Below are 25440 nucleotides of genomic sequence, written 5' to 3' on the forward strand. Positions count from 1 at the left end.
GACTATTGCAATTGTTTAGAAAGGGTCAATTCACGGAGTTGTTCGTCGCTCTGTCGTCGCGCGAATTCGACGAACGCTTCGCCATCGTGGCGATGTTCGAGATATCCGCCGACAAGGCCGACAATCAGCGGCGAGAGTTGTTCAAACGGCACGGATTGCAGCAACGGTCGGGCGATTCCTTGACGTTCGCCCCATCCACCACCAACGACGACGTGGTAGCCGTCGACCATGTCATCGCCCTGTTCGACTTGGCAGGCGATCAGTCCGATGTCACCGATGTAATGTTGAGCGCAACTGTGGTGACAACCGGTTAAGTGAATGTTGATCGGAACGTCAATCTCGAGTTGGGATTCCAAATCGGCGGCCAAGGCGATCGCGTTGGCCTTCGTATCGGCTCCGGCGAATTTGCATCCGGCGCTGCCGGTGCAGGCAACCAAACCTGCTCGAAACGAGCTGGCCTCGTATTCGAGTCCGCACGCTAGGATCGCTTGTTGTACATCAGGAATGTCGGCCTCTCGGATTCCAGGAAGAATCAGATTCTGCCACACGGTCCATCGAATCTCGCCGCTGCCGAACTCGTCGGCGATCCGAGCAAGCGAGCGAGCCTGATCGCTCGTCATGCGACCGACCGGTAAGACAACGCCGACGTACCAACGGTCGGACTGTTTTTGACGATGGAACCCGACGTGAGCGAATCGATCTTCGTTGTCGACGATCGTGACGCGTTCTGCGTCGACGCGTCGCAGCGTTTGGCCGTGTTCCACTTCCACCGCGTCGATGAACTTTTCAAATCCCCATGCGTCGAGTACGTACTTTAATCGGGCTTTTTTGCGGTCCGTGCGATCGCCGTTCTTGACGAACACACGCACGATCGCCCCGGCGACTTCGACGCATTCGTCGGAACGCAACAGCACGCCGGTATCTCGGGCGAAGTCTTGGTGCCCGGTGATCCCGCCGAGCGTTAATTGGAAGTAGACACCTTCAGGTAAACTTTCATCCGCATTGGTAGATTCAATGCGAACGGCCTTGAATCCGATATCGTTGGTGTCTTCTAACGATGCGATCCGTCCCCCACCGTCGAAAGCGATGTTGAACTTGCGAGGCAAGCCGTACATCTCGCGATGGTTGAGAATGTAATGGTGCATCCGCTTGGCTAGCGGGATCGTTTCGATTAACTCGTCTGGATCGATGCCGGACAAACAACTTGCCGTGCAATTGCGAATGTTGTCGCCGCCTGAACCGAGCGAGATCAAATCGAGTTCGCGGATACCGTAGAGCATGTTGGCGGCTTGATCGGCGGGGATCTCGCGGAACTGCAGGTTGGCTCGCGTGGTCACGTCAATGTATCCGCCGGCGCTTTGATCGGCCAAATCGGCCAAACCGTTAAGTTGCCACGCCTGTGAGATGCCTCCGGGGATTCGCAGTCGCATCATGAACGAATCTTGCGCCGGCGCGACGTGAAAGAGTCCATGAAATTTCGTCAAGAACACATCGGTGCCCTTGGGAAATTCGCTCGCTCGCGAACGTGCGATGATTTCGTCCCACATGTCCAGTGGGTTCTTGTCCTGTTTGGCGATTTCTTCTTTGCAAAGTTTCTTGCCCTGAGCAATCGTGTCGGCTTGAGCCAGCAAAGCGATTCGTTCGGGTCCCACAGGCAGGGCATTCCCATCGACGGTGGTCAAGCCCTTGCCGAGTTGAATTTGGGTTCCGCTCGCGTCGTTCCGTGCGCTATTGGCCAAGACCGGCAATCCCGCGACCGCGCGAGCCACGTCGGCACCGAACGTGAATCCGCTGAGGTATTGCTTCTGTTCTTCGGTGAAAGCTTGTTGGTCAGACATGAGATCGTATGGGTTGAGATCGTTTCGCGGATCGTGTGATCCGTACGGCGCAGTCCTTGTAACTTGGCTGGCCACTGTGGGGATCGAAGTGCGACAGCGTGATTTGGTTGGTAATCTCGTAGTGCATCGGCATGAACGCTTGACCGCGTCGGACGGTCGCCGTCACGTTCGCGTTTGCTTGAATTCGTCCTCGTCGAGATTCGATGATGACGAGGTCTCCGTGATCGATTTCCCACTGGTCGGCATCGACCGGGTTGATCTCGATGTAGGCTTCTTGTGGGTACAACATTTTCAACACGGGGCTTTGTCGCGTTCGTGTTTGCGTGTGCCACTGGCTGACCGTCCCGCGACCGGTGAGCAACATGACCGGATACTCGGAGGAAGTCGGCTCGGGCATCGGCGTAATGTCATCAACGATCAAGCGAGCCTTCCCGTCGTCATGAAAGAACCGCCCGTCCGCGAAAAGACGACGTTGCTGGGGTGGCCGGGACGTTGCTTGTGCATCGTGTTCGGTCCAGGGCCATTGGATGCCACCGCATTGATCGATCTCCGCGTAACCATCAATGCCAGTGATGTCACAAGGTTGGTCTCGGCTAGCTCGTTGCATGATGCGAAAGACCGCCTCGGGATCCGTCCACTCTGCGAACTGTTCGGCGGCGCCCCAGTAGTGTGCGATGCCTTTGAGGATCTGGAAATCAGCGAGAGCTTGACCGGGCGCACGACGAACTTTTTTGAGCAAACCATAGCGTCGCTCGCTATTGATGAAAGTGCCTTCTTTTTCACCCCACCCAGCCGAAGGGAGCACGAGATCGGCCAGTCGTGCCGTCTCGGTCGTGTGATACATATCCTGGACAGCGAGAAAGTCGAGTTTCCCCAACAAGCTGCAAACATCCGATTGATCGATCCAGCTATGGGCCGGGTTGGTCGCGATTACCCACAAGGCTTTGATCTCGCCTCGACGCACGCCCTCGATGATTCGATCGTACTTCCAACTGCCCTGGGACGGGATGCAATCGACGTCCATGTTGAGGGCTTCGGCGACTTTGATCCGGTCGGCTTCGCTTTCAAAACGGTGATGTCCGAATAGGTTGGTCGTGCTGCTCCACAACCTCGATCCCATCGCGTTGCACTGGCCCGTGATGCTGTTGGCACCCGTGCCGGGTTTTCCAATGTTGCCGGTGATCAAAGCGATATTGATGATCGCTTGTGCGGTCCGAGTTCCTTCGTAGCTTTGGTTGACGCCCATCGTCCACCATAACGAAACCGCCTTGCCCGTCCCGATCGATCGTGCGGCCCGAACAATCGACTCTTCACTGACTCCGCACGACTTTGACACGGTGCCCAGATCGAACTTGGCAACATGTTCTCGCAGTTCGTCAAATCCCCTCGTGTGGCTGTGAACAAACTCGTGGTCGACGTGATCATTTTCGATCAACCAATTTGTGATCGCATAAAGTAGGGCGAGGTCACTTTTGGGACGAAGCTGCAGATGCTGAGTCGATGCCATCGCCGTTTCGGTACGACGCGGATCAATGACGATAATCTCAGGGTTATTTCGGTTCCGCAGAACACGTTCCCACATGATCGGATGACCGATGCAAGGATTCGCACCGATGAACACGAGGCAATCGCTCTGTTCAAAGTCATCGTAGGTAAACGGCGGGGCGTCGAAACCGAATGATTCTTTGTAGGCAGACACCGCCGTCGCCATGCACTGGCGAGTGTTGCCGTCCCCGTGACGAATGCCCATGGCAAAGCGGGCGAGAGCGCCCAAGAACGCCATCTCTTCACATGGGATCTGTCCGGTTGAAAGGAAAGCGACCGAATCCGGGCCGTGCTTGGCTTGCACGTCTCGCACTTTTTGGACGAATGTTTCGAAGGCGAGTTCCCATGAGATCGGCTGTAGTTTTCCACCCGAATCTCGCAACAAAGGTGTGGTGGCCCGTTCGTCGGAATCTAAGACACGAAGGGCTTCCCATCCTTTCGGACACGCCATTCCCAAGTTCACCGGATAGTTTGTTTCCGGCGTCAACCCGATCGCTTCGCCGTCCTTGATATGCAATCGCAAACCACAACCGGTCGAACAGTATCCACACGTTGCCGTGGTGGTGGTGTCCGCAGCGAGTGAATCATGCGTCATGCCGAGACCGTGTTGGCCCGGCTTCAACAAGAGCTCCCGCGTCATCGTGCCATCACGACGTTGCAAGATTGGTGGCAATGGAAGGATCGATACGGGTTTTGTCCCGGTTGATTGGCCAATGCTCATCGAAGTGTCCCCGGCATGCGATCGTACACCACGCTCATGAAGTACAGCAGACGTTCGAGCGACTCGGCCGCCGTCATCGCGACGATAGCGAGGATCAAGGAAGTCCAACTGATCAGTTCGCTTTGAATCGTGATGCCTCCCATCGCCACGAGGCACAACACGATCCCCGCCCAGCCGCTTGCCAGTCGCATCTTTCGCAGATGGTTCAAGTGCGTGGTGGCAAGTCGATGACTGCGGACGTCCAATGGGTTGCTTAAGCCGTGGCCCTCGCTGCGAAGGTGAAAACTCATTTCCCACATCAACTTGGTCGCCCCGGCTAGGGCTGCCGATAAGATCATCAACATGATGACGCTAGTCGGTCCACCGCCAAATCGGATCGTTGCCGCCACCAACACCGCACCGACAACGACGCCGGTGCCAAAAAATCGCGGCAACGTTCGCGTCGCCCGCCAAAGTTTTCGCTTCGTCGCAATATAAATCATGGCACTGCTGTAGAGTCCGGCAACACCGAGCAGGACGGCGACGCCGAGCGAGGCTTTAGCGGCCCAGCCCGGAACGGTGATCCAAGTTGGAATTCGATCGAGGACCGCGTCGGGTGTATACGAGGCGATCACCGGCAACCACATCAACACGACCGCGACGCTCAACGCCCCGACATATTTCCCCAAGATGACTGCTTCACGGCTGAGCCAAGAAGTCCTTAGTCCCAAAAACACCCGCCAAGCTCGTAGTGGCTGGCCAAGGTGCAAGGGAGCGATGTTCAATCCGACCAAGGCAATGATCAGCGATGCGGCGGCGGTGATGCGGACCGCATCGAGGGGCAACGACTCACCGGCGATCCACAAAACGGACGACGCAACACGTTCCAACAAAATCATGCTGACTGAGATCTGCGTCGCAACGAGCATCGCGGCCAACGGCCAATGACTTTCCGCCACCGGATCGATCGACGCATCCTGAGGGATCGCCTCCGCAATCGCCGAGCCGCGTTTGGTCTGATACCGAGTGGTTGGTCGAGTGATCGACGAAACCGGCGCGCCGGCCACCAAGCGATCGCTGATTGCAAACGATTGGCCCGTCACGACCGTGCGGATCGAGATCGCTTCATTGGGACACGATTGAACACATGCCGGGGCTTCGCCAACACTGAGCCGTTGATGGCACATATCGCATTTACGAACGATTCCCAATCGCTTGCTGTACTTGGGAACTTCATAGGGACACATCATCGTGCAGTACTTGCAACCGATGCACTGGTCATCGAGATGCCGAACGATGCCGGTGACGGGATCTTTGTCGTACGCCTTGACCGGGCATCCGTTCAAACAACCTGGATCTTCGCAGTGATGGCAGGCCGTGGTGACATGCTGAACGCCCGGTGCGATCGCGATCGGCAAGCCGTCTGTGACGTCTTCGCCGATCGTCAGCGTTCCGACTTTCCGCCACGATTCGGTTTCTTCGAGTCCATTAAGTGTGTGACAAGCCACAACGCAGGCTTTGCAACCGCTGCACGCATCGAGGTCGACTTCGAACGCGTATTGCTCGCCTTCGCGCGGCGGCGTCGCAGGCATCAATCGCCGATAATAAACCGCTTGATCGGGTTCTTGGCTGGCTTCATGGATTGACCGCTCGCCGAATGACTGATTCGCATCGTGAACACGTGAGAACGCTTCGACGGCCGTCAGTGAATGCTGCTCTTGCAACAACATTCCCACCAAATCAAAGCCTCGGTCATCGGAATCATCCAGCGGCAAACGTGGGCTTACACGCTGCGTTGAAGTTCGTTCGATGGGAAGGACGCTGGACAAGGGACGACAGACCGTAAAGGTTCTCTAAAACAACAACACCGCGAGGCTGGTCAACGTCACCCCGTCGAAAAATGGAATAACGAGTCCAGAGGTGGGGCCGGGCAACGCCAGACGCGGATCACGCCCGGCGAGTAGCTCGTTCGGATCGTCGGTGACCATGGCGCGTTTTTCGGTGCGCATGCGAACGAAGGGTGCCGCATCGCAGTGGCAGACCGTTCCGATCGGCAAGGCGTAATCGTCACCGAGTTGATAGTAGGCCGACGAGGTCAATTCAAAGTCGTTCGAATCGGGAAGCACCGACCAAACTTCCATGCCGCGCGCGATCGGCGTGCTGACCGAACTGATCAAAACCGCCGCCGCATGAAACCGATCACCGGCGATCGGGATTCCGATCGCCGTTCGCAGCAAGTCCGCCGATGCTCCGGCGGCCCGTAAGAATCCGGTGTGATTGGCGAGGTCGTCGTGAATCACGGCGCAACGTCGGTCCCAAACTTGGCCCGGTAAACCGTTGCCCTTTTCGAAACGCACGAACGAACTGACGTTATGGAACCGTTCCATCGCGCCGTAGTAACCGTCTTTCAGGGCCACTTCTTCGTAGGGACCGATCGGCTCCCAAACCTCGAACACTCCGATCGGATCTTGAATCGTTTCGTCGCTCTTGCGTGACAACAACACGACGATCGAGACGATACGATTGTCACGATAAACGGGAATGGCGATTGCCGAGGCGGCATCCAACGGCAATTGCGACGTGGTGACTTCGGCCGTGCCGCTGGCGAGAGCTCGGTGGACGACAGGCAATACCTCACCGAAACGATTGTGCGCGAAATGACCATCCGCTTCGACGTCAAAGACGGCAACGTCACTGAGGTAACAATTCGTAGGGATGGAGGAAGTCGTCAAGGAACTGGACCAGGAATCAATACGGTGAAGAGGTAAAATCATCAGACGGATGCCGCAGTAGGTTCGGTTTCAGCCGGGGTACTTTGTTTGACTCGCTGCCGAGCGTTGGCCTCCGCCTGTAGCTTCTTATGATCCTGTTCTTCGAGGAACTGAATCATCTTGCCGCGGTACTCGTAGTACTCCGGATGATCGAGCACGTCAGCACGTTGCCGCGGTCGTTCGAACGGCAAACTGAAAATCGCACCGACACGAGCCCGCGGTCCGTTGGTCATCATCACGACCCGGTCGCTCATGAACAGCGCTTCATCGACGTCGTGGGTGACCATCACGGTCGTGACCTTGTCACGCATCAAAATCTCAAGCAGGATCTCCTGCAGTTCCATCCGTGTCAGCGAATCAAGCATGCCGAACGGCTCATCGAGCAGCAGCATCTTCGGTCGCAAAGCGAACGCACGCGCGATACCCACACGTTGCTGCATTCCTTGGCTAAGATCCTTGGCCCGCTTATTCAGGCTCCCGCCCAGCCCGACGAGATTGAGGTAATAACTCGCCAAGTCGATCCGGTCTCGTTTGCTCGAGCGACTGTAGACTTGGTTAACACCCAACATCACATTGTCGAGCGCCGTCATCCACGGCATCAGGCAGGGCGATTGAAACACCACCCCGCGATCCGGACCGGGACCGTCGATTTCGCGACCATCGATCACAACCCCACCGGTCGTGATCGGGTTCAATCCGGCAACCATCGTCAAGACAGTACTTTTGCCGCAACCGGAATGCCCCAGCAGCGCCACGTACTCGCCTTTGGCGAGATTTAGATCGAACTCTTCGACAATCACGACGGGCCCTCTATGGGTGTCGTAGGTCTTGCCGAGACGAAACATTTCTACATAGCCACGCATGGCATTGAACTCATTATCGGGGACTTACCGTGGATTGGACTCAACGCGGAGGCGTGTTGTGAATCGCACGGAAGGGACGACTAAGATCCTGTGGCTCGATCTCGGGCAATCGAAACTTCAAGTGCTGCGTCGACGCTTGTTCTTCCTTGCGGGCTCGTTGACGCACGGCAACGAGGTAGTTCGTCACCGCATTGCGAAGACCTTTGAAGTGTTCGTTATCGTTCAGTTCCGTCTTGTTTCGCGGCCGATCCAAACCCACGGTGAAGACCGGACCGAGCGAGGCGTTCGGCCCAGGATTAAGCGGTACGATCCGGTCGGCGACCATGATCGCTTCGTCGACATCGTTGGTGATCATCAAGCAGGTTTGTCGCTCCTCACCCCAAATTTTCAGGATCTCGTCACCGAGCTGCGAACGGGTCAATGCGTCGAGGGCAGAAAGCGGTTCGTCGAGCAACAGGACTTTGGGCTTGAGGGCCAACGTACGAGCGAGCGAAGTTCGTTGTCGCATCCCGCCGGAAAGTTCGTGCGGCCGACGATGGGCCGCGTGACTCAAACCGACCATTTCGATGAAGCGATCAACGTGGTCACGACGCGCTTGTTTGGACCAATTCTTGAAAACCGCATTGACTGACAACGCGATATTGCCACGAACGGTTAACCAAGGAAGCAACGAATAGTTCTGAAACACCATGCCACGTTCGGGCGACGGCCCCGTGACCCGTTTGCCGTCCATGGTGATGGTGCCCTGGTCGGGCTTGATCAATCCGGCAAGCAACTGAGTGAAAGTCGTTTTTCCGCTACCGCTGAATCCGACCACGGCGAGGAACTCACCTTCGCGAATCTTTAGGTTGATATTGCTGAGAACTTCCGTTCGCGTCACGCCACTGCCGTAGCCTTTGTAGACGCCTTTCATCTCGATGATCGGCGCGGGCGCGTGGAGGACCGGATCGGGCGAATCCGATCGTGTGATCTTGATCGTTTCGGGGCGAAGCAACACACTCATGAGATTCAATTCGAGCTATAGCGTTCACGGATAAAAGATCGCTCCGCGGCCGGTGAGCGTCCCCACACACATTCCGACCGCGGAGCGAAAGAGTTTCGATGATTAGGCCGGAGCCGGATTACCGAAGCTGACAAGATTCCTTAAGAAGATCATCACGCGATCGAGCAACAAGCCGATCAAGCCGATCACAATCACACTGAACGCGATTCGGGCGTAAGTCATCTCACTGCCGTTTTGAAACTCGTCCCAAACGAATTTCCCCAGGCCGGGGTTTTGTGCGAGCATGTCGGCGGCGATCAACACCATCCAACCAACCCCAAGACTGATCCGCATTCCCGCGAACATCAGGGGCAAACTGGCCGGCAAAATGATCTTGAACAGTCGCTGTGTCCACGACAGTCTCAAGACGTCGGCGACGTTAATGAAATCCTTGTCCACACTCGCAACACCCAGCGTCGTGTTCACGAGCGTCGGCCACAATGAACACAAACAAACCGTCGCAGCCGAGATCAGGAAAGCTTTGTCGAACATCGTCTCACCGGACGAGTAGCCGGCGCAGTACCACATGATGACGATGAACGCCAACGGTAGCCAAGCCAGCGGACTGACCGGTTTGAAGATCTGGATGAACGGCGTCAACGCCGCGTTGAACCAGGAACTCATTCCACAGAGCACGCCCAAGGGAACCGCGACGAGGGTGGCCAACATGAAACCGAAGAACACGGTCTTGATGCTGGTCCAAATTTGATCGATGAAAGTCGGCGCACTGGATGCCTCGAAATTGGCTGCCGCGACGGCTCGTTTCTTCAGTGACATTGCCTTGGACGCGAGCGCCTCGCTTTTGGCTCCCTCGGCTCGCTGAGCTGCTTGATCGTAGGCGGTTGCTTGTGCATAAAACTGAACCGCCTCACCCAGCTTCTCGCGTTTGGCGGCGCGGTCGGCTTCTTTTTGCGCGAAATGCATCGCGATCAATTCACGTCCGGCCTCGTAAGTCGCTATCGGGCTGGGCAGTTTCGCACTGTCGGTAACGACCGTCCTCGCCGCCGCACTCCAAAGTCCCACGAAAATCGTTACCGCCACGATCGGAAGCAGGATGAACTTCGCGATCCCAACGAACTGCTCCTTCTTGTCTTCACCGGCAGCCAGTCTTACGAACGGCTCCAGAATTGGCAGACCTGCGATTTCGCAGAAACGTAATAGGTTTCCTCGCCAGTTCATTTTTCAGGTTTCAAAGAGTGTGGGGATTGAAAGGTAATGGGCTCGCGAGCCCGTTCGCTACTGAGCCGCGAGGGCTCCATCGTCCTTGTAACCGATCTCGAACGAATTGATGTATCCGATCGGATCCTTGGCGTCGTACGGATTGCCGTCGATGAACTCCGAAGTCACTTCGCGATAGCCGTCATAGTCGGGTGCCGGAATCTCATTGGGATCAAGCTTGCCTTCGCTGATCAACATCTCGGCCGCTTGGCGATAAATCTCGGGCTTGTAAATCTCTTTGGCCGTTTCCGCATACCAACTCGCTGGCTTAGATTCGGTGATTTGCCCCCAACGACGCATTTGCGTTAGGAACCAAATGCAGTCGCTGTAGTGCGGGTAACTCGCGTTGTATTTGAAGAAGACATTGAAATCCGGCATCTCGCGAACGTCGGTTTTCTGAAACACGAATGTGCCGGTCATTGAGTTGTCGATCACATCCTCTTCCGCGCCGACATAGTCTTTACGGCTGAGGATCTTCGCGGCCTCTTGGCGGTTGACGAGCTTGCCCGATTCATCGGTGGCGTCGAGCCATTTACCGGCACGGATTAATGCTTTGACGACCGCCAAATGTGTGTTCGGATTGGTTTCCGCCCAAGTCTTGGAAACACCGAAGACCTTTTCAGGATTGTTTTTCCAGATGTCGTAGTTTGTCGTGACGGGAACACCGATGCCGGCCATAACGGCCTTTTGATTCCACGGTTCGCCGACGCAGTAACCCTTGATGATGCCCGCTTCAAGCGTTTGTGGCATTTGAGGTGGCGGCGTGACGCTCAACTGCACGTCGGCGTCCTTAACGCCCGTGACGTCTGTCTCGGTATACAGGCCGGGGTGAATCCCTGCCGCGGCGAGCCAGTAACGAATCTCGTAATTGTGCGTGCTGACCGGAAAGACCATCCCCATCGGGAACGGTTCATTTTGTTTTTGTTTGTATTCCGCGACGATCGGCTTGAGACTATCTGCCGTGATCGGATGCTTGGGCGTTTCCGACTTCAATGCCGGATCGTTTTCTTGCATTTGCGCCCAGACTTCGTTGCTGACGGTGATGCCGTTGCCGTTGTAATCGAGACTGTAAGCGGTGATGATCGGTGATTTGGTGCCGAACCCAATGGTGGCACCGATCGGTTGACCGGCGAGCATGTGAGCACCGTCAAGTTGCCCGTCGATCACGCGATCTAAAAGCACCTTCCAGTTGGACTGAGCTTCAACTTCGACGCTCAGACCTTCATCGTCGAAGTAACCCTTTTCCTTTGCGATGACGATCGGTGCGCAGTCGGTCAACTTAATGAATCCGAACTTCAGCTTGGTCTTCTCAAGACTCAGCATCTCGGCGGGAGCCTCCGCAGTTTCGTCGATCTTCATCGAAGAGACGTCTACCTTAGCCGCCGCATCGGCGAGGTCATCCAAAGTGATGTTGTCCGAGGAACACCCAGCCAACAGCATCAAACCCATCACCGACGGGGCAAAAACGGCTCGCATGATCCCGATCGATCTACGACGCGGCAACGGATCCGAATCGGGCCTGCATAACGTCATGGAGCCGAGGGCAAAATCATGAAGGTGAAATCTGGACACGCGGTTTCCTGCTGTGCTTTCGGTTGGAAGTAAGCCTCGAGGTGCTCGCCCATTTTTCGAGCGACACCTCAGACGAACCAACACGAAAGCAACACGTGGACCATGTCTGTGAAACTCGTCCGACCAAACCGCCTAATGTTGGTTTCGACGCCGCTAATCGCTGTCCCAGATGAAGAAGCCTCCTTAACGAGATTGGTTTTCACCTGTTTTCACATACGTGTTCAGACCGTCCTCACATCGGGAGCAGCCGAGTTCTGCACAAAGAAGTGGCACAACAGATGGACCCCTTGCCTGTTGGCTGCGCAAAAAAAACGGCCGGCCGAAGTGATTCGGCCGGCCGTCGTTAATTGGCCCAGTGATTAACCGGGGCTCGGTTCTCAAGAAGTGGATCTTGTTAAAGATCCTCTCGTTCCCTAGTACTGAGTTTGGAACTGTGCGTAGAAGAAGTCAGCATCGTTGTCCTCGTCGGCCGGCCCGATCGTCGCGGGGTCGTAATAGTCTCCCGCTGCGAAGTGCGAGTAACCGAGCAGAATGTTGTTACGAGCATTCAGGTTGATATTAAACAGAATGTCGATTTCGTGGCCGAGGTCTTTCGAAAGTGCTTGCGTTCCACCTGCATTGGGGTTCTCGTAGGGAGTCATGACCACGCTGTAAGGCGTGGTGTCTTCGACCAAGCGGAAGTAGTGGTACCACACGATCATCGAAACCTTCTCGTTAAGCGGAGTTAACGAGAAGATGTTGAAGTCGTGGAGGTTCTTGCGTCCGAACAAGTCCATGAAGCCGTTGTACTTGTGAGCCAGCGGGAACAGGTGATCGTAGCCGCCGTCGCCGCGAGCTGCATCGGCAAAGTCTTCTTCGCCCGACGCATAGTCGTAGTAGAACCATACGGTCGGGCTCAGGAAATTGGTTTCGACTTTGCGACCCAAACCGGCGGTAAAGAAACCGGCCGAGTGGTCTTCCGCCGTCACATCTTCGCCGAACTGATAGGCACCTTCGAAGTCATAAAGTATCTTGTTCTTGGTGGCACCGCTGACCCGGCTACCGATCGTGTGCAGGCTAAACCCGGCACGGGTATCGTCGTACCCGAGGTAGTAGGTCTCCAGGTCGCCCAAGCCAGTATTCTTCTGAGTCGCATAGATGCCGTAGAAGTCTTGAGCTGAATCAGCTTCGTCCGCATCGTCCGGGTCAACGGCAACGAACTCGGTCCAGAACATATCCAGTGACGTGTCACCATTCTGGTACAAGCCACGAACCCCTTCAAAGGTGCGGCGAGTATTGGCCCAATCTAGTGGCGAGACCGTTCGCTGGGCACCGTAAAGAAGTTCCTGGCGGCCGACACGCAGCGTAAACTTGCCGAAGTCGTTGTCGAACAGTTTGACATCGGCGAACAAGTTTTGGATGTCCAGTTCGTTGACTTCGATCGGACGAGGATTGAAGTTTTCACCATAAGAATCGGCGTCCAAGACTTCCCCGTACAAGCGGACGGCATCACACAATTTCCAGTCGGCGTACAATCGCTGACGGGTTAACCAAAAATTGTCGTCATTGCCGGTGACTCCGACTCCACGATGGTTGCGTTCGTTGTGGTAGCGATATCGACTCTCTCCGCCGAAACTCATTGTTCCAAATGGCGTATCGAGGTTCTTGAAGTTATCCGAGAAAAACGTCGGACCCTTGAAGTGAGGATCATTGAGGTAGCTGAAGTTGTTGCCGTAGAAGACACCGCCGTAGGCTTTCTTGAAGGCAGCCATCGCGGCGGCCTCTTTATCTTTGTTCGCAGCGCAGTTGCAAGGCACTGCTGAAGCATACGAAGGATAGGATGGCACCGGTTCAGCTAGCGGCGTGGAAACACTTTCTTCAACCGGTTCGACTTGGAGATAGGCATCAGCCGTGATGGATTCGTCGTTCACAACTGGCTCTTGCATCGCCGTTTGAACGATGACGTTTTCAAGGCCGCTTTGATCGATCGTCTGAGCGGCGATATCGCCGACACTGAACCCGGCAAGCACGATGGACAACGCGGACGCGAACGCCCGTCGCCGCCGAAATATTTTACGCGACATGGGTGGATTTCCTTCCCTGGATTGGGTGCAATTGAAATGGACCGATCTCGCCGCGCCGATGAGTCACTCCCCTATTTTTGAGGGGGCCGAGCGGAGTGTCCGCATCATCCGAGACCCGAAGGTTTGCTTCTTTGAATCGAATCGGATCGAAACATTGGAAATGACAAACCTTTCAGCTTTCGTATCGGGCGAAATCGCACACTTTTAAAGGGCAAGTAGCCAAAGACGTCTTATCCAACAAACGAACACTGACTGATCGTTGCATTGGAAACGACCGAAACAATCGGCACAAATTAAGGCGGCGGGCAGATTCAACACCGCCATCAGCGACAGCGGCACTGGAACCACCAAAACAGCCTCATAGCGGGCCGAATGATCGCTCAACCAATCGTTGACGCAATCGCTCCGCTCGCCTGATCGCTTCGCCATACGTCTCCTGATCATCCGCCGCGATCGGCTCGACCGACTCGATCACCTCATCGAAAACAAGACGGAGAGAAGCCGGATCGGTCTGCCCATCGACGCTCAGCCGACCGATCAGCGTGACGGCCCAGTACAATTGATCGGCCAAACGTGTATGAATTTCGTGGGACGGGTTTGTTCGACTCCGCTTGATCACTCGGCGGACGAACTCGATCAGTCCAAGCGTCTCTTGGTCGAGCGGATGCACCGAACCGCTCAGACATTCCGCTGACCAACTTCGAATTTCTTCGTCCTCGTCGTCGAGCAACTCCAAACACCGAACCCCAACTCCCGAGACGCTTTCATGCGACGCGATCTCTTGCAGAGTCGATAAGATAGTCGTGCTATCCTGGTCGTCCCTGAGCGCATGGATGTAGTCTCGAGGTGGTGATGTCATGATCGGGGCGTCTCGGGCTAAGGTGTTGTGCTTTCTTTTTACTCGGTTTTTGAACTTCTTAAAACGGCTCGACTTTCATGATTCCACTTCGCGATGATATTCCCAGCCTCACGACACCTTTTGTCAATTACGCGGTGATCGCGATTTGTTCGCTCGCTTTCCTGGCTCAGCAAACATCTACGGATCAAAGCGAGGGCATCATTGCCTCTTACGCGATGGTACCGGTGCGACTGAGTGACCCCGATATCGTCCCGGTAATCGAAACCCAAGCCGCCGTTCGCACGGCTCAAGGCATCGAGGTCGTCAATGTCCGACAAGAACTCGGACCGTCCGCCGTTCCGCCATGGATGACCTTGGTAACGTGCATGTTTTTGCACGGCGGATGGATGCACTTCTTGGGGAACATGTGGTTTTTGTATATCTTCGGCGACAACGTCGAAGACCGCCTCGGCCACTTCGGTTATGTCTTGCTGTATTTAGGGACGGGGGTGATGGCGGGTTTAGCGCATTACATTAGCCAAACCGACAGCCCGGTACCGACGCTCGGGGCCAGCGGCGCGATCGCCGGAGTGATGGGAGCCTACGCGTTCTTGTATCCTCACGCTCGGGTGTTGGCGGTTTTGCCGTTGTTCGTCATCTTCACCACGTTCGTCGTTCCGGCTCCCGTGTTCTTGGGACTGTGGTTCGTGATACAAGTATTCAGTGGAATCGGTTCGCTCGGTGTGGGCGTTGGTGGCGGTGTGGCTTGGTGGGCACACGCCGGTGGCTTCGCCGCCGGCATCATTGCGGCCGTGATCATCGGACGATTGCCGATGGGGCATGGCCCGGTGACCGCTCGTCGTTTCTAGTACTTCCTTGACGGTACAGCTGAACCGCATGGTCACGATACCAATTCGATGCTTCCTTCAGTTCGTCGTGTCTCGGATCTTCCAAGACAAGCTTGGGGACATGACACTTTGCCAGCTCATCCGCATGTAGCTAAACGGAGCTACATCCTTGATTCAGCAAAAGTCGCCTGCACCGAAGCCTCGACGGCTTTGGTTTTGCCAGCTCTTGCGGCGTTTGTGCAAGAAGCTTGGGGACATGACACTTTGCCAGCTCATCCGCATGTAGCTTGACGGAGCTACATCCCTGATTCAACAAGAGTCGCCTGCACCGAAGCCTCGAAGGCTTTAGTTTTGCTAGATCTGGCGGCGTTTGCGATGAGAAAAGTGCATGCCTCATCCACGATCGGCCTGTTGGGCCGATGAGCTGAAGCAAATAAGAAGCTGATCCCGGACGTTAGTCCGTGACCGCGAATAGCTCGCGTGCCCGGCGACGCAAATGATAACGTCGATGAGTGCCGTGACTCCGCATGGAGTCGACACTGTCGGGACTACCGGCAACGGTGCAGAACAGCTTGCCGAAGTCGCTGACCAACTCACACCAAGAGGCTTGATCCAAACCGAGTCGCTGGAGAAGCGGCGGGACACTTGCGGGTGTCTTGCCACGTTTGCCTGGGGCCGCCTGACGGGCCGTCCAGTCCAATAGTTCCAAGTAGTCCGCCTGCGACATCGCTAAGAATCCCTTGTCACTGCAACGCTCCGGCGTGTCACTGCAACACGGGCCGATCGGATCAAGCAGCTCGTCGATCGAAACAGGCGACAGAAACGAATCGCGACGATGCCGCAATTTCGCGATCGGTTCGGATCGCTCGCTCATGGCTTCCTCGGGTGGCGTTTCGTGACTTGTCGCTTCGTCGGGTGGTGTTTCGTGAACTTCTTCATGCTCGGCTTGGATTCGCCGCTGAGCCGAGGTGAAATCGCTGTCTTCGATCCGCTCGCACATCGCCGCCCGAATCGGATTGAGATCCACATAAGCCGCACACGCCAACACAGATGCCTCATCGGTGAGCCGCGTCGCCTTGTATCGATCTTGGAAAAAGCGACCGTGTTCTTCGTCCTCACGGTTGGCTCGCATTGCCACACGCTGGCACAGCAACCGCATCCACCAACTCAGATCACTCAAACGACGGCGAATCTCTTCACGCTTAACCGGACAACCGGCGATGGAGTTGATCTCCGGTTGGGTCGGTTCCATCGGCGACCCGTCCGCCTTGCGATGGTTGGGGCACAGCAACATCCACCTACGAGCGACTTCTTCATCGCTCCACGTCGCAACAACGTCCGGTCGAGACCTAAGAATCAAATGGAAATGATTTGAAAGCAAACTATAGCAAAGCAGATCGATTCCGAAAGTAGCAGCGAATTGCTGCAAGTATTCCTCGATCCAGCGTTTGCGATGGTCGAAGTTCTTCCCAGAGACAGGATCATCGCCCATGAGAAAGCACCGTCTGACGGTACGGCTAAACACGTGTCCGACCGCGACTTCGCCCGGATCAAAGACTTCCGCTCGACTCATCCGTGCCATCACGCACCTCAGTGGCTACCAACTCAGCAAACTCGACCCCGTCATGATTACCTCTGCAGGGCGCCAAGTCAATAGCCTCTGCGGTGCTATGTCCCCAAGGTTCTGCCCAAGGTTCTGTCTGCGGTGCTATGTCCCCAAGGTTCTCTGAATTGACACACGAATTTGCCGCACGGATCGGACAAGAGTACTGTGAACACGTTCGTCGTTCGATTATCGACGTTGATGAGATCGGGAAGAATGAGATGTTTCGTTTTACGGACAAGATGCCGACGAACTTTTGGCACATGGGATTGATCGCTCGAGTATTGCCCAACGCCAAGATCATTCATGTCCGTCGTGATCCGATGGACGTTTTCGTCTCATGCTTCAAGCAAAACTTGACGTGGCCGTTTTGTGATCTGCAGGCGATTGTCCGGTATCACGCCGCTTATTTGAAAATCATGGAGTATTGGAATCTCGTCCGTCGGAGCTTGGCGGAAGTATGAGAAGGTACTGCTGGCAACATTGGGTAAAAAACAGATCGGAACGCAGGTCAGTTCGCCGTAGCCGTTGTGATATAAACGAAGGCAGACTTTTTCGAGGCGAGTCGATATTCGTTGCTGTTTTGGTATCGCCATAGAGGATCAGACACCTTTTCGAAAGAAACTATGGCTTCGTTCCCACCATCAAGCCGAGCCCCAAACGGCTTGCCGCGATGAAGGTAAACTGCACGCCGGTGAATCCGGCACGCTCGATCCGCGATTGCGCGGCGGCCAAGTCAGGAACGTTCCCGTGATGGGTTTGAACTTGCATGCGGAGTGCTTCGAGCGATTCCGCGAGCGACGGACGGTGGGGGCCTCGGAATGAATCGATGACGATCAGTTTGCCACCCTCCTTGAGCGTGTCGTGACATCGCCGTAGTACCGTTTCGATTTGATTGTCGGCCAAACTGTGAAGCCGCTGCGCGACGACAACCAAGTCGAACGTGTCTGCCTTCAAGGAACACGTCAACAAATCACCGACCTGGGTTGAAAACCGCTCGCCTAGGCCGATGGAAGTAGCCGTTGATTTTGCCGCCACGAGTGCCGGTTCGGTATCGATCGCGGTGATTTGCAATAATGGGTCGCGAAAACCCATCGCGCAGCTCCAAACCGCCGATCCACATCCGAGGTCGAGCAATTCCAATGCGGCTACCTCGGCTTCGGGAGAATCTTCCTCCGGCGGTCCCAAGTTCAAGATCTCGGCGACCTGCATCGCGGCCGGCGTATGAACCCACTGGGTCGCCGCGATCGAATCAAAACGCTGCTGAGGAACCTCGTCATCGGCGACCCGATCGACTGTCGGGCGGTCTGTTTTCAATGTATCGGCCAATTGCTCCCACGTCGCATCGTCTAAGTCAGCGTCGTATTGGCACAACAGTCTGGCCGTCGACGACAACGCGTAGTCTTCCTGGTACTGTTCGATGATCCCGATCGCGATCAACGATTCGATCAACAGCAACAACCGGTCCGGCGCGATCTGCAGGTTTTCGGCGAGCGCCGGTAATGTCTTTTGGCCTTCGGCGAGTTGGTCAAAAACACCCAATCGGCGACCGGCACGCAGCACGTGCGACGTCGCATTGATCGTCATCAATTCTTGATAATGGTCTAACGTGCGATCTTGCGCAGACATGGATTCTTCCTTGAGGATCGAAGAAGGCGTCAGGTGAAAGGGACGCGGGCGAAAAAAAGCGGACTACCAATCTTCGCCACGAAGTCGGGCGATTTCCATCGCGTCTTTGTCACCACGACCGGACAAACAGATCACCAAGTGTTGCTTTTCGGACATCGTCGCGGCCACTTCGATCGCTTTGGCGACCGCGTGGGCGGTTTCCAATGCACATAAAATGCCTTCGGTCGTGGCGAGTCGTTCGAACGCCTTCATGGCTTCGTCGTCGCGGCAGTCGATGTAATCGACCCGATGGGTGTCTTTCCAATAACTGTGCTCCGGTCCAACGCCTGGATAATCCAAGCCGGCGCTCATCGAATGAACATCGCATGTCTGGCCGTCTTCATCCTGCATCACGTAGCTGTAGCTGCCGTGCAGCACTCCGGGACTGCCGTAGGAGAGCGGCGAGGCGTGATCGCCATCCGCGTTGGACCGCCCGCCCGCTTCGACGCCGACCATCCGCACGCCTTCGTCTTCGACGAACGGATAAAACATCCCGGCCGCGTTGGAGCCGCCGCCCACGCACGCGACGACGCAATCGGGCAATCGGTCGAACGAGTCTCGGCACTGTTCGCGTGTCTCACGACCGATGATCGCTTGAAAATCACGCACCATCATCGGAAAAGGGTGCGGACCGATCACGCTGCCGATGATGTAATGCGTGTTCTCGACCGACGCCATCCAATCTCGCATCGCCTCGTTGACCGCATCACGAAGGGTTCGCGATCCGCTTTCGACGGGGCTGATGGTTGCTCCCATCAACTTCATGCTGAAGACGTTCGGTTTTTGTCGGCGAATGTCTTCGGCCCCCATGTAGACCGTGCAAGGCAATCCGAAGTGAGCGCACGCGGTGGCGCTGGCGACGCCGTGTTGTCCGGCACCCGTCTCGGCGATCACGCGGGTCTTGCCCATTCGCAAGGTCAGCAGGGCTTGGCCGAGCGTGTTGTTGATCTTGTGCGCGCCGGTGTGATTGAGGTCTTCGCGTTTGAGCCAAATCTGGGCCCCGCCGACCGAATCGGACAATCGTTTGGCATGATACAGCGGGCTGGGGCGACCCACGAAGGTTTTCAACAAACCATCGAGTTCGCGTTGAAATTCAGGGTCACGCTTGGCGTTGTCGTACTCTTGAGACAGTTCATCGAGGGCTCGCGTGAGCGTCTCCGGAACGAATCGCCCCCCGAAGTCACCGAACCGACCTTGCGGGTCAGGGACTTGTGCGGACGCGTGGGCGGTGGCGGAATCGGCGATACTCATGAAGGGGGTTTCGCAGTGGGTAAAGAATGGGGAGTCGCAACAGGGATGTGGATGACTTACAAGCCGATACGGGGCGTTTTCATGTTTGTTTAACCGATTGTCACTGGAGAAGAAAACTTGGTCAACGCGAACGAGCGTCCGTTTAGTACTTTTCGACCGCGAAACGTCTTCGGCGTCGACTTCAGCGGCGCCCGACTGGCCGGCAAGAACGCGTGGATCGCCGAGTTGAACGTGATCGGAGATCCCGGCCAGACGACCTCGCCTCCGCTGAAATTAAACGACCTCCGCCCCCTCGGCCGGGCCGCCGGGGACGACGAACGGGACGTCGTATGCCGATTCCTGGCCGATTCGATCCTCGCCAGCCATGACGCCCTGTGGGGGATGGACTTTCCGTTCGGATTGCCGATCGAATTGGGATTGGATGATTGGCCGTCCCAACTGGAGCACGTTCGCTCGCACGACGGTGATGCCAAGTCGTATGGTCGCGATCTCGTTAAAACCGCCCAGCTTGTTGGCAATGCCATGCACATCCGCCGGTTAACCGATTCGGAAACCAAGACGCCGTTTGATTGTTATCACTACCGGATCATCTACCAAACGTTTCATGGGATGCGTGATGTGCTGGCCCGGGTCGCCGGCCAAGACGCGACCGCCGTGATGCCGTTTGAGGCTCATGCGTGGCGAGCCAAGTCCCCGGTCCGCCGGGTCGTGGTCGAAGCGTGCCCGTCCTCGACGCTCAAACGATGGTCACTGCCGCATCAAAATTACAAACAACCCGGCGATCAACCTCCCGACGCGGTCCGCCGTCGAACGCGGCGGGCGATCTTAAAAGTCTTGAGTTCATCGGTCGAAATCTCGGATCACCGCTGGCGGGTGATGATGAACAATCCCGGCGGCGATGCGATTGACGCCGTGTTGGCTGGCGTCGGCGCGTGGCAGTCGTGGTACCGCGATGACCACTCCGCGATCGCCAACCACGAACGATACCCGATCGAAGGTCGGGTCTATTGTTGAGTTCTACTCTGTCAGACGCTCGGTGATTTGGTCGGCGGTGCGGCGGAGCGTGGCGTCTTCGTCGAACGCGGATTCGATTTTGCGAATCGAGTGCAAGACGGTCGAGTGGTCTCGACCACCGAACGCATCGCCGATTTGCGTCAAACTGGATTCGGTCATCTGCCGCGACAGGTACATCGCTAATGACCGGGCTCGCACGATGTTTTGACGACGTGAACCGCTTCGCATGTCCGACGACTTGACGCCCAAGTGGCGGGCCACGGCGGAAGTGATCGACTTGATCGAAATCTCTTCCTTGGCACCCACCTTGCCGATCGCCGATTCGATCGCTTCGACGCAAACCGGCGACTCGTTCATGCGGCACCACATCGCGACCTGCTTGACGGCCGCATCCAATTCACGCACCGTGACGGCCGCATCCAATCCTCCATCGAGCAACCGCCACGAATCCGGATCACTATCGGGCAAGTGAGCCATCATCAATTCACGCAAAATCGCGTGACGCGTTTCGCCTTCGGGCGGATGCAAGGTGACGGTCAATCCGGGCAACGTGCGACTGACCAACGGTGAACGCAAACCACGGATCTCCGACGGTAAACGCCGGCAGGTGACGATCGTGATGCGTCCGGCCGCGTCGCGAGCTTCCAAGCGTGCGGCGAGTTCTTCTTGCGCGGGGGCTTTGTCGGCGATCGCGTGCAAATCATCGATCACCCACACGACCGCTTCGTCAAGCCGACGGCGCATCCGAGGCATGTCTTTGGAATCGATCGACGAAGCGAACTCGCGGGCGAAGTCGATCGCCGGTTGATACAAGACTCGCGACGAGAGCACTTTGCTGGTGACGCCCGGGTTCCCGTCGCTCGCCGTTTCGGCGTCCGCGTTGATCGAATCCCAAATCGAATTGATCCCGATGCGTTGGGCGATGTGAAGCGCCAGGGTCGTCTTGCCGACGCCCGAAGGGCCGACCAACAACAACGGCCGAGCGACTTCGATTAACGGTTCGACCGAGTGATCGCAAACATATCCAGCCAAGCGGTTTTCGCGGCCGTAATAAAACAACGGAGTGACCGGTTGCACCACCGGCGTCTCGCGTCGTCGACGCCGGAGCGACGGACGCTCCAACGCGAACGAGGAAACGGTGGTGGGAGTCGGTGCGACCATTGATTGACGAATGAAGATTGAAGATTGACGATTGAGCGAGGCCTTAGCGGATGTCGCCGAGCCTCCTTCACCGGGCCTGCATTAGTTTACGCAAAACTCGCCAAACTAGCCATCTTTTCCACTTAGTTTTCCACAATTCGAACGGCTGTTCGGGTACTGAATTTTCGGGAAACCAGCTCGATCGCTCTAGCAATCTCTTCCTCGGTGGAAAACTTTGACATCCCGAACCTTAAGGCCGAGTCGATCGCCGGTTTACCGGCCCGCATCGCCGTCAACACGTGGCTCGGCGGGCTGCTGCCGCTGCTGCACGCCGAGCCGCTGCTGCAGGCGACGCCGGCCATGTCCAAACTCATCAGCATTTCTTGGCGATCGGCGCCGATGAACGACATACACGAGGTCGACGGCAATCGTTCGCTGGCATGCGAACCGTGGATTTCGATCTCGGGATGGCGTTTTTGAAGTTCTTGTTCAAATTGGTCACGTAGACGGGACATTTTGGCGGCGGCGGCCGGCTGCTCGGCCACGGCGAGCTCCGTCGCGGTCGCGGCGGCGATCACCAACGGCACCGGCTCGGTCCCCGGCCGCGTGCCTAGTTGCTGTTCGCCACCGAAAAGCGAGGGTCGCAATTCGATGCCGCTGCGGAGCCACAAAAACCCGACGCCGACCGGGCCGTGGAACTTGTGCGGCGTGAACGTCGCCGCATCGATGCCCAACTCCTGGAAATTGACGGGGACTTTACCGATCGATTGGGTGGCATCGACGTGGATCGGAATCCCAGCGGCCCGGCAGATCGCGGCGGCTTCGACGATCGGCTCAATCACGCCGGTTTCGTTGTTGGCGGACATGATGGAAACCAAGCCGACGTCATGCCCGGCGCTGCGATGTTGTTCGATTAGGGCCTGCAAATGTTCCAGTTTCACGACGCCGTGGCGATCGACGTCGATCAAGCCGACCGGTCGCGACGAGGGGCCGTCACTCAATCGCTTCACAGCCGCCAAGACGCTCGGATGCTCGATCGCGCTGACCAGAACCGCCGTCCGGACGAGGTTGCCCGGATCGGGGTCGCCGATGCCAAAGATCGCCGCATTGTTGGCTTCCGTTCCTCCACTGGTCACGATCAACCGGTCGGCCCCCACGCGGGTCAAATCGCTGCCCAGGGCGCGAGCGATTCGGTCCAAGGCCGCATCGAGTTTCGCCCGCGCCCGTTGACCGACCTGATGTTGGCTCGATGCGTTAAGCGGCCCAGCGGCGAGGGCGTCGGCGAGTACGTCGGCGACGCGTGGATCGATGGCGGTGGTGGCGTTGTTGTCGAGATAAATCACAGGAATCAATCAAGTCGGCGGCAAAGGTGTTAAGTCCGATGCCGCTTCGGCTGCCAATGCGTCGGCCAGGTCATCTTGTCCGGCGTCGCGCATGTCCCGAATCAGGCTTTTGTATTCCTCCTGCAAATAACCACGAACCAGCGATCGCAGCGTCGCCGGATTCTCGCTTTGACGGACGATCTCAAACAGACGCGGCAACAAGATGTAAAGTTCTCTCTCGGCCAGTTTCCCGATCGTCGGCCAGAGTTCCTTGGCCATCTCGGGATGATCGTTGGTCCACGTTTTCCAGTACGAGTCCCCGCCGGCGTGGTATCGCAATTGTTTCATCAACAACGCCGCGTCGTCATGGACCGGCTCGCCTCCGCCGTTTTTCAGCGAAACCAAATGCCAGAGTGTTGGTTCACCCGGCGGTGGCGTGATCAGATTCTTTTGGGTCAGTGTCAGCGCCGTCATCGGCGTCGAAGTGTCGCGGCGAATCGGGGTGATCTGCCAGTGAATCAGCGGAATCTCGTAAAAAGTGAACGTTCGTGACCGAAAATGGGTGGGCGAAAACTCTTCGCCTTCGACATAGCCGCCCAAACGAACGATCAAAAACAGCACGCCGGCCAACACGACCGTAGAAATCAACAACACCCAGAACCGGGCCAATCCAGCGGCGCGGTGGGGCGGTTCGGGTTTGGCGGCGGCGTTCATGTCGGCGAGTGGTAAGTCGGTTCGAGGAAACGTTCGGAATGGTCTGGTGACGTCGGGATCACTCGGGCATGATGATCGAATGACTCCTTATTCTGCACCCTGGCGACGCTCGATGCGATGGCACCGATCCAATTCGTTGCCGGGGCCCCTTTCTGCGACGAATGGCGGCTCTTGGCTCGCTGCCGATTCGATCCTTCGAACCGCCGTAAGACTCCGCGTCTCGACTCGGACGGCTGGGACAAAGAGTCTATCGGATCGACCGGAAAATCATGACGGTGATGTCGCTCAGGCACGCGATTCGCGGGAGCCGCTCGATCGCGGGTTGGCCCGATGCCGGGTAGAAGCATTGTTGCTGATCGCCAAATCGCCGCTAAACTACCGGCGACTGGCGTCTTTGGCGGATTTAGAGGATGCCACCCAGGCGAGGACCCTGGTGGCGGAGTTAAACGATTTATACGATTCCAACGGTCGAGGAATTCGAATCGAGCAAATTGCCGGAGGCAGCCGAATGATGACCCGAGCGGTGGTCAGTCCTTGGTTGAGGAAACTAGGGGTTTTGCCGCCGGCGATTCGATTGAGTTGGCCGATGATGGAGACGCTCGCCATCGTTGCGTATCGCCAAGATGTCACGCGTGCGGACGTCGAAGCGGTACGAGGCGTTGCCTGTGGCGAGATCCTGCGTCAATTAATGTCGCTCGATTTAGTCAGGATCAGTGGACGTAGCGAAGACCTTGGCCGACCCTACCTTTACGGAACCACGAAACGTTTTTTACAAATTTGCGGATTGGCGTCGATAAACGCTCTTCCTGCGATTGACTCGCGAGGATTCTGTGATGATGTTTCTGGTTCTCCAGACGTCGCAGATTCAAGCGACGATTCCCCATTTCCCCCAAGCCAAGAATCGGACACCCGTTCCGGTTCGCCTGTTTCTAAGGAGTCTGACGTGAGTATCGCTTTGACCGACGCTCTCGCCACCGATTCGGTGTTGTCGACCTTCGCCACCACCACGGTCGGCGAATCCCTCGCCGCCCCCGTGGCAAGCCCGCTTGATCCTTCGGCCGTTACGGACCTCAGCGATGCGGTAGCCGTCATCGAAGACGAAGAAGACGACCTGTTCGAAAAAGGCCTCGAAGACGACGAAGAGGAATTCGTCGACGACGACGAGGACTGGGATGACGACGACGAAGAGGACGACGAGGAAGAAGACGACCTCGAAGATGAGGATGAAAGCGAAGAGGACGAAGTCGAAGACGAAGCCGACGCGAGTTGGGAAGAAGTCGACGACGATGAAGCCGACGAAGATTGGGAAGATGAAGAAGAAGACGACGACGATTGGGAAGAGGACGACGACGAGGAAGAAGAAGAAGAGGACGAGGAATGGGACGGCTAGTCCTCACTCGTTTACGAAAAACATCCATCCCAAATCTTGT

20 protein-coding genes are annotated in these 25440 nt (G+C 56.6%); 4 read left to right on the plus strand and 16 right to left on the minus strand.

Going from position 1 to position 25440, the window contains the following annotated elements; all coding sequences use genetic code 11:
• Window positions 1-2 precede the first annotated feature (2 nt).
• The 10 genes from Pla100_RS03185 to Pla100_RS03230 form a co-directional block, all read right to left on the minus strand.
• The gene (locus Pla100_RS03185; RefSeq protein WP_146576188.1) at window positions 3-1838 is read right to left on the minus strand and encodes a NirA family protein; all 1836 of its coding nucleotides are present in this window, start codon (window positions 1836-1838) and stop codon (window positions 3-5) included.
• Window positions 1831-4104 (minus strand): molybdopterin oxidoreductase family protein, encoded by a 2274-nt coding sequence (locus Pla100_RS03190; protein ID WP_146576189.1) that lies wholly within the window; start codon window positions 4102-4104, stop codon window positions 1831-1833. The genes Pla100_RS03185 and Pla100_RS03190 overlap by 8 nt, the downstream gene beginning before the upstream one ends.
• Window positions 4101-5912 carry a DmsC/YnfH family molybdoenzyme membrane anchor subunit gene (locus Pla100_RS03195; RefSeq protein WP_146576190.1) on the minus strand — a complete coding sequence of 604 codons (1812 nt, stop codon included), beginning with the start codon at window positions 5910-5912 and terminating at the stop codon, window positions 4101-4103. The genes Pla100_RS03190 and Pla100_RS03195 overlap by 4 nt, the downstream gene beginning before the upstream one ends.
• Before the next feature lie 24 nt (window positions 5913-5936).
• A complete protein-coding gene (locus tag Pla100_RS03200; RefSeq protein WP_231602615.1) occupies window positions 5937-6815 on the minus strand; it encodes a GAF domain-containing protein in 879 nt (292 codons plus the stop codon).
• Window positions 6816-6856: 41 nt separating this feature from the next.
• Window positions 6857-7717 (minus strand): ABC transporter ATP-binding protein, encoded by an 861-nt coding sequence (locus Pla100_RS03205; protein WP_146576191.1) that lies wholly within the window; start codon window positions 7715-7717, stop codon window positions 6857-6859.
• A gap of 40 nt (window positions 7718-7757) precedes the next feature.
• Complete coding sequence (locus Pla100_RS03210; protein ID WP_146576192.1) at window positions 7758-8720, minus strand: ABC transporter ATP-binding protein; 963 nt, start codon at window positions 8718-8720, stop codon at window positions 7758-7760.
• A gap of 102 nt (window positions 8721-8822) precedes the next feature.
• Window positions 8823-9938 carry an ABC transporter permease gene (locus Pla100_RS03215; protein WP_146576193.1) on the minus strand — a complete coding sequence of 372 codons (1116 nt, stop codon included), beginning with the start codon at window positions 9936-9938 and terminating at the stop codon, window positions 8823-8825.
• Between the two features lie 57 nt (window positions 9939-9995).
• A complete protein-coding gene (locus Pla100_RS03220) occupies window positions 9996-11426 on the minus strand; it encodes a CmpA/NrtA family ABC transporter substrate-binding protein (protein WP_146576601.1) in 1431 nt (476 codons plus the stop codon).
• A 536-nt stretch (window positions 11427-11962) separates the two neighbouring features.
• A complete protein-coding gene (locus tag Pla100_RS03225; RefSeq protein ID WP_146576194.1) occupies window positions 11963-13612 on the minus strand; it encodes an alginate export family protein in 1650 nt (549 codons plus the stop codon).
• 358 nt (window positions 13613-13970) lie between these two features.
• Window positions 13971-14471, minus strand: coding sequence for a hypothetical protein (locus Pla100_RS03230; protein WP_146576195.1), 501 nt, complete (start codon window positions 14469-14471; stop codon window positions 13971-13973).
• 77 nt (window positions 14472-14548) lie between these two features.
• Here Pla100_RS03230 and Pla100_RS03235 point away from each other — a divergent pair, with 77 nt between their 5' ends.
• Window positions 14549-15319, plus strand: coding sequence for a rhomboid family intramembrane serine protease (locus Pla100_RS03235; RefSeq protein ID WP_146576196.1), 771 nt, complete (start codon window positions 14549-14551; stop codon window positions 15317-15319).
• A gap of 433 nt (window positions 15320-15752) precedes the next feature.
• Here Pla100_RS03235 and Pla100_RS03240 read toward each other — a convergent pair whose 3' ends face one another.
• Window positions 15753-16880 (minus strand): hypothetical protein, encoded by a 1128-nt coding sequence (locus Pla100_RS03240; protein WP_146576197.1) that lies wholly within the window; start codon window positions 16878-16880, stop codon window positions 15753-15755.
• 149 nt (window positions 16881-17029) lie between these two features.
• Here Pla100_RS03240 and Pla100_RS03245 point away from each other — a divergent pair, with 149 nt between their 5' ends.
• Window positions 17030-17365 carry a sulfotransferase family protein gene (locus Pla100_RS03245; protein WP_231602616.1) on the plus strand — a complete coding sequence of 112 codons (336 nt, stop codon included), beginning with the start codon at window positions 17030-17032 and terminating at the stop codon, window positions 17363-17365.
• Between the two features lie 160 nt (window positions 17366-17525).
• On the opposite strand, the gene Pla100_RS03250 is transcribed toward Pla100_RS03245, so the two are convergent.
• Together Pla100_RS03250 and trpB are read right to left on the minus strand one after the other, a co-directional pair.
• Window positions 17526-18530 carry a class I SAM-dependent methyltransferase gene (locus Pla100_RS03250; RefSeq protein WP_146576199.1) on the minus strand — a complete coding sequence of 335 codons (1005 nt, stop codon included), beginning with the start codon at window positions 18528-18530 and terminating at the stop codon, window positions 17526-17528.
• A 63-nt stretch (window positions 18531-18593) separates the two neighbouring features.
• Window positions 18594-19820: a tryptophan synthase subunit beta gene (gene trpB, locus Pla100_RS03255; protein ID WP_146576200.1), complete on the minus strand. Its 1227-nt coding sequence runs from the start codon at window positions 19818-19820 to the stop codon at window positions 18594-18596.
• Between the two features lie 117 nt (window positions 19821-19937).
• Here trpB and Pla100_RS03260 point away from each other — a divergent pair, with 117 nt between their 5' ends.
• A complete protein-coding gene (locus Pla100_RS03260; protein WP_231602617.1) occupies window positions 19938-20834 on the plus strand; it encodes a DUF429 domain-containing protein in 897 nt (298 codons plus the stop codon).
• A gap of 3 nt (window positions 20835-20837) precedes the next feature.
• On the opposite strand, the gene Pla100_RS03265 is transcribed toward Pla100_RS03260, so the two are convergent.
• From Pla100_RS03265 to Pla100_RS03275, 3 genes are all read right to left on the minus strand, one after another.
• Window positions 20838-21995 carry a helix-turn-helix domain-containing protein gene (locus tag Pla100_RS03265; RefSeq protein WP_146576202.1) on the minus strand — a complete coding sequence of 386 codons (1158 nt, stop codon included), beginning with the start codon at window positions 21993-21995 and terminating at the stop codon, window positions 20838-20840.
• A gap of 122 nt (window positions 21996-22117) precedes the next feature.
• Complete coding sequence (locus Pla100_RS03270; protein ID WP_146576602.1) at window positions 22118-23317, minus strand: cysteine desulfurase family protein; 1200 nt, start codon at window positions 23315-23317, stop codon at window positions 22118-22120.
• 9 nt (window positions 23318-23326) lie between these two features.
• A complete protein-coding gene (locus Pla100_RS03275; protein WP_231602618.1) occupies window positions 23327-24010 on the minus strand; it encodes a hypothetical protein in 684 nt (227 codons plus the stop codon).
• Between the two features lie 79 nt (window positions 24011-24089).
• Here Pla100_RS03275 and scpB point away from each other — a divergent pair, with 79 nt between their 5' ends.
• Window positions 24090-25400 carry an SMC-Scp complex subunit ScpB gene (gene scpB / locus Pla100_RS03280; RefSeq protein ID WP_146576203.1) on the plus strand — a complete coding sequence of 437 codons (1311 nt, stop codon included), beginning with the start codon at window positions 24090-24092 and terminating at the stop codon, window positions 25398-25400.
• The last annotated feature ends 40 nt before the right edge of the window (window positions 25401-25440 follow it).

It is taken from the genome of Neorhodopirellula pilleata (assembly GCF_007859915.1).
Taxonomy (GTDB): domain Bacteria; phylum Planctomycetota; class Planctomycetia; order Pirellulales; family Pirellulaceae; genus Rhodopirellula; species Rhodopirellula pilleata.